The following is a 15617-nucleotide window of genomic DNA, read 5'->3' on the forward strand; positions in this document are numbered from 1 at the left end:
CACTGCCCCCACCAGCAAGCGGAGATGCCGCCATGCCGTCCAACGACGTCCGCACCCTCCTGAACACCGCCGTACCCACCCTCGTCGCCGGCGCCGTCGCGACCGTCGTCAGTGGTGTGGTCGCCGGTGGCAAGGGAGCTCTCGGTGCCGTCGTGGGCACGCTGGTCGTGGTCCTCTTCATGGGGATCGGGCTGGTGGTGCTCCAGCGGACGGCGAAGAAACTTCCGCAGCTGTTCCAGGCCATGGGCCTGCTTCTCTATACGACGCAGCTGCTGGTTCTGTTCATTTTCCTGGCCTTGCTCAAGGGCACCACGCTGTTCGACTTCAAGGCGTTCGCCTTCACCCTGCTCGCGACGACCATCATCTGGGTCGCGGCGCAGGCGCGCGCCTATATGAAGGCCAAGATCCTCTATGTGGATCCCGCGTCCGACAAGGGTGACAAGCCCGAAAAGACGGGGTCCTCGCAGTGAGGGGTAGGGCCGGGATAAATGGCCGTTCGCTTAACTGCTATCGTCCGGTGCCAACTGCGGCACTGCGGGCGCGGGCATCCGAGCTGACGCCTGTCCCAGCGCGAGGCTCGACGCCGAACCGCCGCCCCCTTATCCGTAAGACCAGTCCAGTGCCGAACCGCGGCTGCGTGCCGCGCCGACACAACGAGGTTGCCGTACCTATGCGCCACGCTGAAGGAGCCCGCGGTGAGTGCTGACCAGACGCTTGCCTTCGATCCGAGCTGTCACATCTTCATCGAGGGATGCGGCTTCCCGGCGCCGGGCCTCCACACGTTCATGTACGAGCCCATCACCACCATCGGCGGCTTCGAGCTGACCAAGCCGATGCTGCTGGCTCTGCTGGGCTCGATCCTGATCGTCGGGTTCTTCTGGGCCGCCTTCGCGAAGCCGAAGCTGGTGCCGGGCAAGCTCCAGATGGTCGGCGAGGCCGGGTACGACTTCGTGCGCCGCGGCATCGTCTACGAGATCATCGGCAAGAAGGACGGCGAGAAGTACGTCCCCTTCATGGTGTCGCTGTTCTTCTTCGTCTGGGTCATGAACCTCTGGTCGATCATTCCGCTCGCCCAGTTCCCCGTGACCTCGCTGATCGCCTTCCCGGCCGGTCTCGCGCTCATCGTCTACGTGTTGTGGGTCAGCCTCACCTTCCGTAAGCACGGTTTCGTCGGCGGCTGGAAGAACATCACCGGCTACGACAAGTCGCTCGGCCCGATCCTGCCGCTGATCGTCTTCCTCGAGTTCATCTCGAACCTGATCATCCGGCCCTTCACCCACGCGGTCCGTCTCTTCGCGAACATGTTCGCCGGTCACCTGCTGATCGTGATGTTCTCGCTCGCGAGCTGGTACCTCCTGAACGGCATCGGCATCGCCTACGCCGCCACGTCGTTCGTGATGGTCGTCGTGATGACCGCGTTCGAGCTCTTCATCCAGGCCGTCCAGGCGTACGTCTTCGTCCTCCTGGCCTGCAACTACGTGCAGGGCGCGCTCGCCGAGCACCACTGATCGGCCCAGGCACCAGCCCACCCCTAACCAACAGACGTCCGGTGGCCAACCCCCACCGGTCCTTGAAAGAGAAGGAAGAACCGGCATGTCCGCTCTCGACAACCTCGCCGCTGTCACCGGAAACGTCGCCGCCATCGGTTACGGCCTCGCCGCCATCGGCCCCGGCGTCGGCGTCGGCATCATCTTCGGTAACGGCACCCAGGCCCTCGCCCGCCAGCCCGAGGCTGCCGGCCTGATCCGTACCAACCAGATCATGGGTTTCGCCTTCTGTGAGGCGCTCGCCCTCATCGGCATCGTCATGGGCTTCGTCTACCCGACTGACTGAGTCCGGTTAGACAGCCCAACCCCCTTTCACGGAAGGCACTGATGTGAACGCTCTGTTCCTTGCGGCAGCGGAGGAGCCCCAGCCTCCTCTCATCCCGCATCTCGACGAGCTCGTCATCGGCCTCATCGCCTTCGTCATCGTCTTCGGCTTCCTCGCCAAGAAGCTCCTCCCGAACATCAACAAGGTTCTGGAAGAGCGCGCCAAGAAGATCGAGGGCGGCATTGAGAACGCCGAGGCCATGCAGATCGAGGCCCAGAGTGTGCTGGAGCAGTACAAGGCTCAGCTCGCCGAGGCCCGCCACGAGGCCGCGCGTCTCCGCCAGGAGGCGACGGAGCAGGGCACCGCGATCATCCAGGAGATGAAGGCGGAAGGCCAGCGCCAGCGCGAGGAGATCATCGCGGCCGGCCACGCCCAGATCGAGGCCGACCGCAAGGCCGCCGCGACCGTGCTGCGTCAGGACGTGGGCAAGCTCGCCACCGACCTGGCCGGCAAGCTGGTCGGCGAGTCCCTGGAGGACGTCGCCCGCCAGAGCCGCACCATCGACCGTTTCCTCGACGAGCTCGAGGAGAAGGCCGAGGCCGCCCGATGAACGGAGCGAGCCGCGAGGCACTGGCCGCCGCACGTGAGCGTCTCGACGCGCTGACCGACAACACGTCGGTCGACGCGGCGAAGCTCGCGGGTGAGCTGGCCGCCGTCACCGCGCTGCTCGACCGCGAGGTGTCGCTGCGTCGGGTCCTGACCGACCCGGCGCAGGCCGGTGAGGCCAAGGCCGAGCTGGCCGCGCGACTGCTGAGCGGTCAGGTGGGCGGCGAGACCGTCGACCTGGTCTCCGGCATGGTCCGCTCCCGCTGGTCGCGGTCGCGCGACCTGGTCGACGCGGCCGAGGAGCTGGCGGACACCGCCGACCTCACCGCGGCGCAGCGGGCCGGTGCGCTGGACGACGTCGAGGACGAGCTGTTCCGGTTCGGCCGGATCATCGCGTCCAGCACCGAGCTGCGGTCCGCGCTGACGTCCAAGGCCGCCACGGCCACCGCCAAGGGCGAGCTGCTGGGCAGCCTGCTCGGCGGCAAGGCCAACCCGGTCACCGAGCGACTCGTGGTCCGTCTTGTGACCCAGCCCCGGGGACGTAGCCTGGAAGCGGGACTCGAGTCCCTGTCCAAGCTCGCCGCGGCGCGCCGGGACCGGATGGTCGCGGTCGTCACCTCGGCGGTGCCGCTGACCGACCAGCAGAAGCAGCGCCTCGGCGCCGTACTGGCCAAGCTGTACGGCCGCCAGATGCACCTGAACCTGGACGTGGACCCCTCGGTCCTCGGCGGGATCTCGGTGCAGGTCGGCGACGAGGTCATCAACGGGACCATCGCGGACCGTCTCGAAGAGGCGGCTCGGCGGCTGGCCGGCTGACGTCACCGACGTCCGCCGACCGACACAACAAGCATCACCAGCGGCCCGGTTGGGCCGTGCAGAACTTGCAGAAGATTCCTGGGGGTCGCCCCCAGACCCCCAAAGAAACTTCGGGCCCAACAAGGAGAGCAGGGAACCCAGATGGCGGAGCTCACGATCCGGCCGGAGGAGATCCGGGACGCGCTGGAGAACTTCGTCCAGTCGTACCAGCCGGACGCGGCCTCGCGCGAGGAGGTCGGAACGGTCAGCCTGGCCGGCGACGGCGTGGCCAAGGTCGAGGGTCTTCCCTCGGCCATGGCGAACGAGCTGCTGAAGTTCGAGGACGGCACCCTCGGTCTCGCCCTCAACCTCGAGGAGCGCGAGATCGGTGCGATCGTCCTCGGCGAGTTCAGCGGTATCGAGGAGGGGCAGTCGGTGCAGCGCACTGGCGAGGTCCTCTCCGTCGGTGTCGGTGAGGGATACCTGGGTCGCGTCGTCGACCCGCTCGGTAACCCGATCGACGGTCTCGGCGAGATCGCGACGGAGGGCCGTCGTGCCCTCGAACTGCAGGCCCCCGGCGTGATGGCCCGTAAGTCGGTCCACGAGCCCATGGAGACCGGCTACAAGGCCGTCGACGCCATGACGCCGGTTGGCCGCGGCCAGCGTCAGCTGATCATCGGCGACCGTCAGACCGGCAAGACCGCGCTGGCCGTCGACACGATCATCAACCAGCGTGACAACTGGCGTTCCGGCGACCCGAGCAAGCAGGTGCGCTGCATCTACGTCGCGATCGGCCAGAAGGGCTCCACCATCGCGTCCGTGCGCGGCGCCCTGGAGGAGGCCGGCGCGCTCGAGTACACGACGATCGTCGCCGCCCCGGCGTCCGACCCGGCCGGCTTCAAGTACCTGGCGCCCTACACGGGTTCCGCCATCGGCCAGCACTGGATGTACCAGGGCAAGCACGTCCTGATCGTCTTCGACGACCTGTCGAAGCAGGCCGACGCCTACCGCGCCGTGTCCCTGCTGCTGCGCCGCCCGCCGGGCCGTGAGGCCTACCCGGGTGACGTCTTCTACCTGCACTCCCGCCTTCTGGAGCGCTGCGCCAAGCTCTCCGACGAGCTGGGTGCCGGTTCGATGACCGGTCTTCCGATCGTCGAGACCAAGGCCAACGACGTGTCGGCGTTCATCCCGACCAACGTCATCTCCATCACCGACGGCCAGTGCTTCCTGGAGTCCGACCTGTTCAACGCCGGTCAGCGTCCGGCCCTGAACGTCGGTATCTCGGTCTCCCGCGTCGGTGGCTCGGCCCAGCACAAGGCCATGAAGCAGATCTCCGGCCGTCTCCGCGTGGACCTGGCCCAGTTCCGTGAGCTGGAGGCGTTCGCCGCCTTCGGTTCCGACCTGGACGCCGCGTCGAAGGCGCAGCTGGAGCGCGGTCAGCGCATGGTCGAGCTGCTCAAGCAGGCTCAGTACCAGCCGATGGCCACGGAGAACCAGGTCGTCTCCATCTGGGCCGGCACCACCGGCAAGATGGACGACGTTCCGGTGAACGACATCCGCCGCTTCGAGGCCGAGATGCTGGCGTACCTGCGCCAGAACCACGCGGGTCTCATGAGCTCCATCCGTGAGGGCGGCAAGATGTCGGACGACACGCTGCAGTCCGTCGGTGACGCCATCGCTGAGTTCAAGAAGCAGTTCGAGACCTCTGACGGCAAGCTGCTCGGCGAGGAAGCCCCTGCCGCCGTCAACGTCTCGAAGTGACGACGGAAGGGACCTGACTCATGGGAGCGCAGCTCCGGGTCTACAAGCGTCGCATCAAATCCGTCACCGCGACGAAGAAGATCACCAAGGCGATGGAGATGATCGCCGCCTCGCGTGTCGTCAAGGCGCAGCGCAAGGTGCAGGCGTCGACTCCGTACGCGACCGAGCTCACGCGCGCGGTCACCGCGGTGGCCTCGGGTGCCAATGACAAGCACCCGCTGACCACCGAGGCGGAGAACCCGGCCCGTGCCGCGGTGCTGCTCCTCACGAGCGACCGCGGTCTGGCCGGCGCCTTCAACTCCAACGCCATCAAGGCGGCGGAGCAGCTGACGGCGAAGCTGGAGGGCGAGGGCCGCGAGGTCGACGTGTACGTCGTCGGCCGCCGTGGCATCGCGCACTACAACTTCCGCGAGCGCAAGCTGACCGACACGTGGACCGGCTTCACGGACCAGCCCACGTACGCGGACGCCAAGCAGATCGCGGCTCCGCTGATCGAGGCGATCGAGCGGGACACGGCGGACGGCGGCGTGGACGAGCTCCACATCGTTTACACCGAGTTCGTCTCGATGATGACGCAGACGGCGGTCGAGGCCCGGCTGCTGCCCCTCAGCCTCGACGAGGTGGCGAAGGAGGCGGGCGGCTCGGACGAGCTGCGTCCGCTGTACGACTTCGAGCCGTCGGCGGAGGACGTCCTCGACGCCCTGCTGCCGCGCTACGTCGAGAGCCGGATCTACAACGCGCTGCTCCAGTCGGCTGCCTCCAAGCACGCCGCGACGCGCCGCGCGATGAAGTCGGCGACCGACAACGCGGGTGAGCTGATCAATACGCTCTCCCGACTTGCCAACGCGGCCCGCCAGGCCGAAATCACCCAGGAAATCAGCGAGATCGTCGGTGGCGCGAGCGCCCTGGCCGACGCGACCGCGGGGAGTGACAAGTAATGACGACCACTGTTGAGACGGCCGCCGCCACGGGCCGCGTCGCCCGGGTCATCGGCCCGGTCGTCGACGTGGAGTTCCCCGTCGACGCGATGCCGGAGATCTACAACGCGCTGCACGTCGAGGTTGCCGACCCGGCCGAGGACGGCGCCACCAAGACGCTGACCCTCGAGGTCGCCCAGCACCTCGGTGACGGCCTCGTCCGCACCATCTCCATGCAGCCCACCGACGGTCTGGTCCGCCAGGCCCCCGTGGTGGACACCGGCGACGGCATCACGGTGCCGGTCGGCGACGTCACCAAGGGTCGCGTGTTCAACACGCTGGGTCAGATCCTGAACGAGCCCGAGGCGGAGTCCGAGGTCAGCGAGCGCTGGTCCATCCACCGCAAGGCCCCGGCGTTCGACCAGCTCGAGTCGAAGACCGAGATGTTCGAGACCGGCCTGAAGGTCGTCGACCTTCTCACCCCGTACGTCAAGGGTGGAAAGATCGGTCTGTTCGGTGGTGCCGGTGTCGGCAAGACCGTTCTGATCCAGGAAATGATCATGCGTGTGGCGAAGCTGCACGAGGGTGTTTCCGTCTTCGCCGGCGTCGGTGAGCGTACCCGTGAGGGCAACGACCTCATCGTCGAGATGGAGGAGTCCGGCGTTCTGGACAAGACCGCGCTGGTCTTCGGCCAGATGGACGAGCCCCCGGGCACCCGTCTGCGCGTCGCCCTGGCCGGTCTGACCATGGCGGAGTACTTCCGCGATGTGCAGAAGCAGGACGTGCTGTTCTTCATCGACAACATCTTCCGCTTCACCCAGGCCGGTTCCGAGGTGTCCACCCTGCTGGGCCGTATGCCCTCCGCGGTGGGTTACCAGCCGAACCTCGCCGACGAGATGGGCATCCTGCAGGAGCGCATCACCTCGACGCGTGGTCACTCGATCACCTCGATGCAGGCGATCTACGTCCCCGCGGACGACCTGACCGACCCGGCCCCGGCCACCACCTTCGCCCACCTCGACGCGACGACGGTTCTCTCCCGTCCGATCTCGGAGAAGGGCATCTACCCGGCCGTGGACCCGCTGGACTCCACGTCCCGCATCCTGGACCCGCGCTACATCGCGCAGGAGCACTACGACGCCGCCACGCGCGTCAAGGGAATCCTGCAGAAGTACAAGGACCTCCAGGACATCATCGCGATCCTCGGTATCGACGAGCTGAGCGAGGAGGACAAGCTCGTTGTCCACCGCGCCCGCCGTGTCGAGCGCTTCCTGTCCCAGAACACCCACGCGGCGAAGCAGTTCACCGGCGTGGACGGTTCGGACGTTCCGCTCGACGAGTCGATCGCCGCGTTCAACGCGATCTGCGACGGTGAGTTCGACCACTTCCCGGAGCAGGCGTTCTTCATGTGCGGTGGCCTCGAGGACCTGAAGGCCAACGCCAAGGAGCTCGGCGTCTCCTGAGCCCAGTGCTCCTGAGGGGGGCGGGTCCGTCCCGCCCCCCTCTTCACGCCCCTTAGAATTGACCCAACACCCGGCACGACCGCCGGGTGGTGACCCGAGGAGCCACCCTTGGCTGCTGAGCTGCACGTCGAGCTGGTCGCCGCGGACCGGAGTGTCTGGTCCGGCGAGGCCACCCTGGTCATCGCGCGGACCACGTCCGGCGACATCGGCGTCATGCCCGGTCACCAGCCGCTGCTCGGTGTGCTGGAGTCGGGCCCGGTGACCATCCGTACGAGTGAGGGCGGGACCGTCGTCGCCGCCGTGCACGGCGGTTTCATCTCGTTCGCGGACAACAAGCTGTCGCTGCTGGCGGAGATCGCCGAGCTGGCGGACGAGATCGACGCCCAGCGCGCCGAGCGTGCGCTGGAGCGCGCGAAGGCCGAGTCGGACGCCGCCGCCGAGCGGCGCGCCGACGTCCGGCTGCGTGCGGTAGCGGTGCGCTAGCGCTCCGCTCCGACAGTTGTGCCCTCAGCCGCGGCCGGCCCGGAACCCTCCGGACCGTGCCGCGGCTGAGGCGATGCAGGTGCAGGTTGTATTCGGTTACGGGACGATGCGAGGAGGTCGGTGGAGATGTTCCTCGCTCTGCTTGTGAGCGCCCTGGTCGTCGCACTGGTAGTGATCGGGCTCTTCGTCTTCGGTCTGCGCCGGCGGCTGATCCAGCGGTCGGGCGGCACTTTCGACTGCAGCCTGCGGTGGAACGTCCCCGAGGAGGGTGACCTCTCGGGCAAGGGATGGGTGTACGGCGTCGCCCGCTACAGCGGCGACCGCGTCGCCTGGTTCCGGGTCTTCTCGTACGCGCCCCGTCCGCGCCGCATCCTGGAGCGCTCGGGCATCGAGGTGCTGGCGCGCCGGATGCCGGAGGGTGAGGAGGAGCTGGCGCTGCTCTCCGACTCCGTGATCCTCGGCTGCCTGCATCACGGCACCCGGCTTGAGCTGGCGATGAGCGAGGACGCGCTCACCGGCTTCCTCGCCTGGTTGGAGGCGGCGCCTCCGGGTCAGCGGGTCAATGTCGCGTGAGCTTCCTGCCCGTCGCCGGCGGGTCCCCGGGACGAGCCGGGGGAGGGGCGACGTCGTCTGACCGGCGCGGGAGCGCGTACGGCCCGGAGGGTGCGGTGCACCGACCGGGCCGTTCTCATGGGCGCGGCGCCCGTGGGGAACGCACCGGCGGACGCGTTCCCCCGGGCGTACGACGGGGGCGGCGTGCCGCGCCGTCCCCGCCGTCGTGCCGGGCGTTCCCGGCCGGACGGGACTTTCGAAACACGTCCTAGCCCAGCCCCGCGTTGACCGCGCTCACCAGTTCACCGTTCGCGGTGTCGCCGCTGAACTCCCAGAAGAACGCTCCGCCCAGGCCCTGGCTGTTGGCCCAGCCCATCTTGGACGTCACGGTCGCGGGGGTGTCGTAGCTCCACCAGTTGGTGCCGCAGTGGGCGTAGGCCGTACCGGCGATCGTGCCGTTGGCCGGGCAGGTGTTCCTGAGGACCTTGTAGTCCTCGATGCCCTGCTCGTAGGTGCCGGCCGCCGGGCCGGTCGCGGTGCCGCCGGGCTCCTTCTGGGTGACACCGGTCCAGCCGCGGCCGTAGAACCCGATGCCGAGGAGCAGCTTGGCGGACGGCACGCCCTTGGCCTTGAACTTGGCGATCGCCTCGGCCGAGTTGAAGCCGGCCTGCGGGATGCCCGGGTACGAGGTCAGCGGGGAGTGCGGGGCCGTCGGGCCCTTCGCCGCCCAGGCGCCGAAGAAGTCGTACGTCATCACGTTGTACCAGTCGAGGTACTGGGCCGCGCCGCCGTAGTCCGCCGCGTCGATCTTGCCGCCGGACGAGGCGTCCGCCGTGACGGCGGCGGTGACCAGGTTGGTGGCCCCGAACTTGGCGCGCATGGCCTGCATCATGGTGCGGAAGGCGGCGGGACCGCTGGTGTCGCAGCTCAGGCCGCAGGCGTTGGGGTACTCCCAGTCCAGGTCGATGCCGTCGAAGACATCGGCCCAGCGCGGGTCCTCGACCAGGTCGTAGCAGGACTGGGCGAAGGCGGCCGGGTTCGCCGCGGCCTGTCCGAAGCCGCCGGACCAGGTCCAGCCGCCGAACGACCACAGCACCTTGATGTGCGGGTACCGGGCCTTCAGCTTGCGCAGCTGGTTGAAGTTGCCGCGCAGCGGCTGGTCCCAGGTGTCGGCCTTGCCGTCGACGGACTGGTCGGCGGTGTAGGCCTTGTCGTAGTCGGCGTAGGCGTCACCGATGGTGCACTTGCCGCCCTGGACGTTGCCGAAGGCGTAGTTGATGTGCGTGATCTTGGCCGCGGAGCCGGACGTCACCAGGTTCTTGACATGGTAGTTGCGGCCGTAGACGCCCCAGTTGGTGAAGTAGCCGAGCTTCACCTTGGAGCCGGGGCCGGGGCCCGGGTCGGTGCCGCCGCCGGTGGTGCGCACGGCGCGGGCGCCACTGACCGGGCCGGTCTGATCGGCGGTGTCACGGGCCTGGATCGTGTACGAGTAGTCCGTGCCGGCGGTCAGCCCGGTGTCGGAGTAGGCCGTGCCGGTGACCGTGGCGACCCTGGCGCCGTCCCGCAGGACGTCGTAGTTCTTGACGCCCTTGTCGTCGGTGGCGGCGGTCCAGGCCAGCCTCACCGAGGTGTCGGTGATGTCGGACGCGGTGGGGGTGCCGGGCGCCGTGGGCGGGGTGTCGCCGGGGACGCTGCCGCCGTCGCACGAGCCGCCGTTGAGCTTGCAGCCGGACGGTGAGCCGGTGCCGGCGCCGTTGAACCCGAAGGACACGGAGGCTCCGGGGGCGAGCGTGCCGTTCCAGCCGACGTTCTTGGCGGTCCAGTGGGTGCCGCTGCTGGTGACGGTGGCGTCCCAGGCGGAGGTGACGGAGGTGCCGGCGGGGAAGTCCCACTCGACGGTCCAGGAGGAGAGGGTGGTGGTGCCGGTGTTCTTCACCGTCCACTTGCCCTCGAAGCCGGATCCCCAGTCGGAGACCTTGGTGTACGTGGCGGTCGCCGAGGTGGCGGCCTGGGCGGGGGAGGCGAGGCCGACCATGGCGGCCAGCGGCAGCAGCAGGGCGGTGAGCCCCGCGGTGGCTCTGGATCTGAGTCTCGTTCGGCGCGGGAGTGCTTGGGTGCTCAACGGTGCTCCTCGTGTTGCGGACGGACAAGAAGGGGTGATCCGTGAACAGTGCGCGCGCCGTGAGCGTAGGAAGGTCTGGACCAATCGTCAATAGGTCCAGACCATAGCGGGCCGTCTTCGCGGAGTCAGTGCCCTCCTCGCCGCATCAGACCCCCAACTCCTGGGCCAGTACCGCGGCTTGCACCCTGCTGCGCAGCTCCAGCTTTCCCAGCAGCCGGCTCACATGGGTCTTCACGGTCGCCTCCGCCATCCGCAGGCGCACCGCGATCTCCGCGTTCGACAGCCCTTCGCCCAGGCACGACAGCACTTCCCGCTCACGCTTCGTCAGTACGTCGAGCACCGAAGGATCGGGCGTGTTCGCCGCCCGGACCGGCTGCGGCGCGGCGAACTCGGCGATCAGCCGCCGCGTCACCGCCGGGGCGATCAGCCCCTCGCCGCGGGCCACGGTCCGCACCGCCTCGATCAGGTCCTTGGCGTCCGTGTTCTTCAGCAGGAACCCGGACGCGCCCGCGCGCAGCGCCCCGAAGACGTACTCGTCCAGGTCGAACGTCGTCAGCACGAGGACATCGGCGATGCCCTCGCCGACCACCTCGCGGGTCGCCGACACGCCGTCCAGCTTCGGCATCTGAATGTCCATCAGGACCAGGTCCGGCCGCAGCTCCCGGGCGAGGCGCACCGCCTCCTCGCCGTCCCCGGCCTCCCCGACGACCTCGATGTCCGGGGCGCTGCGCAGGATCAGCACCAGTCCGGCGCGCACCGCGCCCTGGTCCTCGGCGACCAGCACCCGTACGCGCCCCGTCCCCTGTGTCATGCCTCGGGCTCCTTGTCGTCCTCCGCCACGGGCAGCTCCGCCCGTACCCGCCAGATCTTCTCCGGTCCGCCCGGCGGCCCCTCGGCGGGGCCCGCCTCGAACCGGCCACCCAGCAGCGCGATCCGCTCCCGCATCCCCACCAGGCCGGCCCCCGACCCGGGCGCGCGCGGCCCCGGCCGGTTCCCGAAGGGGCTCGACACCTCCACCGTCACCGCGTGGTCGGTGTGGGCCAGCCGGACGGTGACGTCGCCCGCGTCGGCGTGCTTGAGGGTGTTCGTCAGCGACTCCTGGACGATGCGGTACGCCGCCAGCTCCACCGGAGCGGGCAGGACGGCGCCCGGCTCGCGCGCATCGTCGAGCCTGAACGTCAGGCCGCTCGCCGTGCCGTTCGTCGCCGCCTGCCGCACCAGGGCGCCCAGGCCCGCCAGGGTCGGTGCGGCGGCCGGCTCGTCGTGGCCGCTGCTGTCGCGGAGCAGCCCGATCAGCCGGCGCATCTCGGCCAGCCCCTCGACGCTGTTCTCCCGGATGACGCCCAGTGCCTCGCGGGAGGTCTTCGGGTCGTCGAGGGAGAGCGCGGCCGTGGAGTGGATGGCGATCGCGGAGAGGTGGTTGGCCACCATGTCGTGCAGCTCGCGGGCCATCCGGGCACGCTCGGCGGTGACCGCCTGCGTCCGGTCCATCTCGGCCAGGAGCGTCGTCTGCTCGGCCCGCAGCCGGGCCATGTCCGCGGCCTGGCGGTGGTTGCGCACGACGGCTCCGGTGATCGCCGGGAAGAACGAGATCAGGGCGGTGACCACCCCGATGAGCAGCGCCTCGGGCTGCCGGAACCAGGCGAGGAAGCCGAGCGTCACCGCGATGGTGATCAGTCCGGTCGAGACCGGAATCCGGCGGGCCGCGGAGGGCGGGCCGTACACCACGGCCGCGTACACGATGTCCGCGAACATCACGACCGTCATGATGTTGCCCCGGGTGAACTGGTCGGCGACGACCGCGACCGTTCCCACGATCAGTGCCGTGCGCGGCATGGTCCGGCGCACCAGCGCCAGCGCGGTCACGACGAGGAGCGGAACCAGGACCGTGGGGTCGCCGCGCAGGGCGACGGAATCCGTGGCGCCCCGTGAGTAGAGCCCGAACGACCACAGCAGCAGACCGCAGGCCAGTCCTGCGGCGGCGATCAGCACATCGTCACGGTGTGTGCGGGGGAGTCTCACGGGTCCATCCAACACGCTGATCACCGGGCGGTCGTCCACGCGCGGGCGGAGCGCCGACTACATCGAAGGATGCAGTGGCAATTCGTCTCAGGCGACGACGGAACGGTCTGCTCCGGCCGGGAGGCTGGTCGTATACCGAAAGGAGAGCCGCCGTGATCGTCGCGATGATCGTGATCTGCGAGGTCGGCTTCTGGGTGCTGCTGGCAGCCGGACTGATCGCCCGCTATCTGCTGAAGATGCCCCGGACGGGTGCCGCGTTGCTGCTGTGCGAGCCCCTGTTGGAGATCGTCCTGCTGGCCGTCACCGCGATCGACCTGAAGAACGGCGCCGAGCCGAGCATCAAGCACGGGCTGGCGGCGCTGTACATCGGATACACGGTCGGCCACGGCCACCGCACCGTGAAGTGGCTCGACGGCCATGCCGCCCACCGGCTGGGCGGTGCCCCGCCCCCGGTACCGCCGCCGCGCTACGGCATGGCCCGGGCCCGGCACGAGGGCCGGGTCTGGCTGGGCACCGTCCTCGGGGCGGCGGTCGCCACGCTGCTGCTCTGGCTCGCGATGGTGTACGTCGGTGACCCGGACCGGACCGGGTCCCTGCAGAACTGGATGGGTGCCGCCTGGCGGGCGGCCGGCTTCCACGGGCTGTTCGCGCTCAGCTACCTGGTCTGGCCGCGGAAGGAGCCGGAGCAGGAGCCGGAGCAGAAGTCCGTGGAGGCGCCGGACCAGGAGCCGAAGGACGCGCCGGACCAGGAGCCGAAGGCGTCGGACCAGAAGCCGGGGGAGGCGTCGACGGGAACCTCAGCGTTCTCCGCCCGGGACCCACAGCACGTCCCCGACCTCCTTGTTCGCGGTTCGCGCCAGGATGAAGAGCAGGTCCGATAGGCGGTTGAGGTAGGTCGCCGTCAGGACGTTCATCGTCTCGCCGTGCACCTCCAGCGCCGCCCAGGTCGAGCGCTCCGCACGCCGCACGACCGTGCACGCCTGGTGCAGCAGCGCCGCGCCGGGCGTGCCGCCCGGGAGGATGAAGGAGCGCAGCTTCTCCAGGTCCTCCAGGAAGCGGTCGCAGTCGGCCTCCAGTTTGTCGATGTACGACTGCTCCACCCGCAGCGGCGGGTACTCCGGGTCCGGCACCACCGGCGTCGACAGGTCCGCGCCCACGTCGAACAGGTCGTTCTGGACGCGGACGAGGACCTTGACGACCTCGGCGTCGAGCGCGCCCAGCGCGATCGCCGTGCCGATGACAGCGTTGGCCTCGTTGGCGTCGGCGTACGCCGCGATGCGCAGATCCGTCTTTGCGGTGCGGCTCATGTCGCCGAGCGCCGTGGTGCCCTTGTCGCCGGTGCGGGTGTAGATACGCGTCAGATTGACCATACGGCCAGCCTAGTGAGCGTCAGGCGCGCCGGAAGACCCGTGTGCCCACCGTCACGGAGAGGCCCGTCAGTCCGGCGGCCACCAGCACGCCGTACAGCATCGCCGTGCTCGCGTAGTCGCCCGTGTATCCGGCCCTCACCGCGTCCACCAGATAGCGGAACGGCATGACGTGCGAGAGCACGTCCAGCCAGGCCGGAGCGAGCGCCATCGGCAGCATGAGCCCGGACAGCAGCATCGAGGGCATCGCGACCGCGTTGACGACGGGCCCGAACTCGTGCGCCTTGGAGACCTTCAGCGCCAGCGCGTAGCTCAGCGAGGCGAGGATGACCGTCAGGACGGCCACGAAAGCGAAACCGATCAGGATGCCGCCGAGCGGCGCCCGCAGCCCCATCGCCAGCGCGACCAGGACCAGCAGCACCGCCTGGAAGACGAAGAGTGCGGCATCGCGCAGAACCCGTCCCAGCAGGAGGGCGAGCCGGCTCACGGGAGTGACCCGCATCCGTTCGACGACCCCCATCTGCTTCTCGATGATGATCGCGAAGCCGGCGAACGAGGCGCCGAACAGCCCCAGCTGGAGCAGCAGGCCGGGGACGAGGACCTGCCACGAGTCCCCCGTGGAGCCGAGCGGAAGATCGGTGAGCAGGGGTCCGAAGAAGAGCAGGTACAGCAGCGGCATCAGGACGCCGAAGAGCATCTGGAAGCGGGAGCGCAGGGTCTGTCGGGCGTAGCGGCCGAAGATCAGCGCGGTGTCGTGGACGAGCACGGAGAACTCCTGGACGGGGACGAGGACCGGTTCGGGATCGGTGTCCGCAATGAGTGGGCCCGGGCTGCTGGGGGCCCTCACGGTGACGAGTGCCGGACGGTGACGGGTCAGACGGCGACGGGGGTGGGGTCGGCGGGGGCGGGGCCGCGCCCGGTGATGGCGAGGAAGGTGTCCTGGAGGGACGCCTCGGCCGAGCCGGCGTACCGCTCCTTGAGCGCGGCCGGTGTGCCCTCGGCGACGACCTCCCCCTTGTCGACGACGACGAGCCGGTCGGAGAGTGCGTCGGCCTCGTCGAGGTAGTGGGTGGTCAGGAAGACCGTCGTGCCGTGCTCGTCGCGCAGCCGTCGCACCAGCTCCCACAGATCGGCGCGGCTGCCCGGGTCGAGACCGGTCGTCGGCTCGTCGAGGAAGAGCACCTCGGGACGGTGCGTCAGGCCCATCGCGATGTCCAGCCGCCGCCGCTGCCCGCCGGACAGGGCCGCGCACGGGCGGTCGAGCAGTCCGGTGAGGTCCAGATCGCGCGCCAGTTCTTCGGCGCGGGCGGCCGCCTCGGGCTTGGGCAGGCGGTAGAGCCGCCCCTGGGTGACCAGTTCCTCGCGCACCGAGACGCTCAGGTCGACACCGCCCGACTGGGCGACGTAACCGATCTTCCCGCGTACGCCGGCGGGGTCGCGGACCAGGTCGTGGCCCGCGACCGTGGCGGCGCCCCCGGTCGGCGGGAGCAACGTCGTCAGCATCCGCAGGGTGGTGGTCTTGCCGGCGCCGTTGGGGCCGAGGAAGCCGAGGATCTCGCCGGCCCGGACGGTGAGGTCGATGCCGCGGACGGCCTCGACCGTCCCACCGCGGGTGCGGAAGGTGTGTGCCAGTCCGGCTGTGCTGATGATTGCCATACCCCCAGAAAAACAGAGTCGCTTAAATTTTGCAACGACACCAAGTTTTAAGAGGGGCCAA

The 15617-nt window shown here is 69.3% G+C and carries 16 protein-coding genes and 1 pseudogene; 11 read left to right on the top strand and 6 right to left on the bottom strand.

Annotated elements, in window-relative coordinates:
* Positions 1-32 precede the first annotated feature (32 nt).
* The 10 genes from ACY34K_RS05865 (at position 33) to ACY34K_RS05910 (ending at position 8410) form a co-directional block, all read left to right on the top strand.
* Positions 33-470 carry a hypothetical protein gene (locus tag ACY34K_RS05865; RefSeq protein ID WP_462744416.1) on the top strand — a complete coding sequence of 146 codons (438 nt, stop codon included), beginning with the start codon at positions 33-35 and terminating at the stop codon, positions 468-470.
* 225 nt (positions 471-695) lie between these two features.
* The gene (atpB, locus tag ACY34K_RS05870) at positions 696-1508 is read left to right on the top strand and encodes a F0F1 ATP synthase subunit A (protein WP_462744418.1); all 813 of its coding nucleotides are present in this window, start codon (positions 696-698) and stop codon (positions 1506-1508) included.
* A gap of 85 nt (positions 1509-1593) precedes the next feature.
* A complete protein-coding gene (atpE, locus tag ACY34K_RS05875; RefSeq protein ID WP_462744420.1) occupies positions 1594-1833 on the top strand; it encodes an ATP synthase F0 subunit C in 240 nt (79 codons plus the stop codon).
* 43 nt (positions 1834-1876) lie between these two features.
* Positions 1877-2422 (top strand): F0F1 ATP synthase subunit B, encoded by a 546-nt coding sequence (locus ACY34K_RS05880; protein ID WP_462744422.1) that lies wholly within the window; start codon positions 1877-1879, stop codon positions 2420-2422.
* Entirely contained in the window at positions 2419-3234 is an 816-nt protein-coding gene (locus ACY34K_RS05885) for a F0F1 ATP synthase subunit delta (protein WP_462744424.1), read from the top strand. The genes ACY34K_RS05880 and ACY34K_RS05885 overlap by 4 nt, the downstream gene beginning before the upstream one ends.
* Before the next feature lie 141 nt (positions 3235-3375).
* The gene (gene atpA / locus ACY34K_RS05890; protein WP_462744426.1) at positions 3376-4974 is read left to right on the top strand and encodes a F0F1 ATP synthase subunit alpha; all 1599 of its coding nucleotides are present in this window, start codon (positions 3376-3378) and stop codon (positions 4972-4974) included.
* Positions 4975-4994: 20 nt separating this feature from the next.
* Complete coding sequence (locus ACY34K_RS05895; protein WP_462744428.1) at positions 4995-5912, top strand: F0F1 ATP synthase subunit gamma; 918 nt, start codon at positions 4995-4997, stop codon at positions 5910-5912.
* Positions 5912-7354, top strand: a complete 1443-nt coding sequence (atpD, locus tag ACY34K_RS05900; RefSeq protein ID WP_462744430.1) for a F0F1 ATP synthase subunit beta — start codon at positions 5912-5914, stop codon at positions 7352-7354. Before ACY34K_RS05895 ends, atpD begins: the two co-directional genes overlap by 1 nt.
* A 108-nt stretch (positions 7355-7462) precedes the next feature.
* Positions 7463-7837: a F0F1 ATP synthase subunit epsilon gene (locus ACY34K_RS05905; RefSeq protein WP_462744432.1), complete on the top strand. Its 375-nt coding sequence runs from the start codon at positions 7463-7465 to the stop codon at positions 7835-7837.
* Between the two features lie 126 nt (positions 7838-7963).
* Entirely contained in the window at positions 7964-8410 is a 447-nt protein-coding gene (locus ACY34K_RS05910; RefSeq protein ID WP_462744434.1) for a DUF2550 domain-containing protein, read from the top strand.
* A gap of 247 nt (positions 8411-8657) precedes the next feature.
* Here the strand turns inward: ACY34K_RS05910 and ACY34K_RS05915 are convergent, their stop codons facing one another.
* The 3 genes from ACY34K_RS05915 to ACY34K_RS05925 form a co-directional block, all read right to left on the bottom strand.
* Positions 8658-10511 carry a glycosyl hydrolase family 18 protein gene (locus ACY34K_RS05915; RefSeq protein WP_462744436.1) on the bottom strand — a complete coding sequence of 618 codons (1854 nt, stop codon included), beginning with the start codon at positions 10509-10511 and terminating at the stop codon, positions 8658-8660.
* A 145-nt stretch (positions 10512-10656) separates the two neighbouring features.
* Positions 10657-11322 (bottom strand): response regulator, encoded by a 666-nt coding sequence (locus ACY34K_RS05920; protein ID WP_462744438.1) that lies wholly within the window; start codon positions 11320-11322, stop codon positions 10657-10659.
* Positions 11319-12533 carry a sensor histidine kinase gene (locus ACY34K_RS05925; RefSeq protein ID WP_462744440.1) on the bottom strand — a complete coding sequence of 405 codons (1215 nt, stop codon included), beginning with the start codon at positions 12531-12533 and terminating at the stop codon, positions 11319-11321. Before ACY34K_RS05925 ends, ACY34K_RS05920 begins: the two co-directional genes overlap by 4 nt.
* A 152-nt stretch (positions 12534-12685) precedes the next feature.
* On the opposite strand from ACY34K_RS05925, the pseudogene ACY34K_RS05930 reads away from it, so the two are divergent.
* Positions 12686-13243 (top strand): annotated as a pseudogene (locus ACY34K_RS05930) (hypothetical protein); the annotation flags it as partial.
* 87 nt (positions 13244-13330) lie between these two features.
* Here ACY34K_RS05930 and ACY34K_RS05935 read toward each other — a convergent pair.
* The 3 genes from ACY34K_RS05935 to ACY34K_RS05945 form a co-directional block, all read right to left on the bottom strand.
* Entirely contained in the window at positions 13331-13903 is a 573-nt protein-coding gene (locus ACY34K_RS05935; RefSeq protein ID WP_462744442.1) for a cob(I)yrinic acid a,c-diamide adenosyltransferase, read from the bottom strand.
* Positions 13904-13922: 19 nt separating this feature from the next.
* Positions 13923-14666, bottom strand: a complete 744-nt coding sequence (locus ACY34K_RS05940; RefSeq protein WP_462744792.1) for an ABC transporter permease — start codon at positions 14664-14666, stop codon at positions 13923-13925.
* 107 nt (positions 14667-14773) lie between these two features.
* Positions 14774-15556 (bottom strand): ABC transporter ATP-binding protein, encoded by a 783-nt coding sequence (locus ACY34K_RS05945; RefSeq protein ID WP_462744444.1) that lies wholly within the window; start codon positions 15554-15556, stop codon positions 14774-14776.
* Between the last annotated feature and the right edge of the window lie 61 nt (positions 15557-15617).

Source organism: Streptomyces sp. STAM6 (assembly GCF_054963715.1).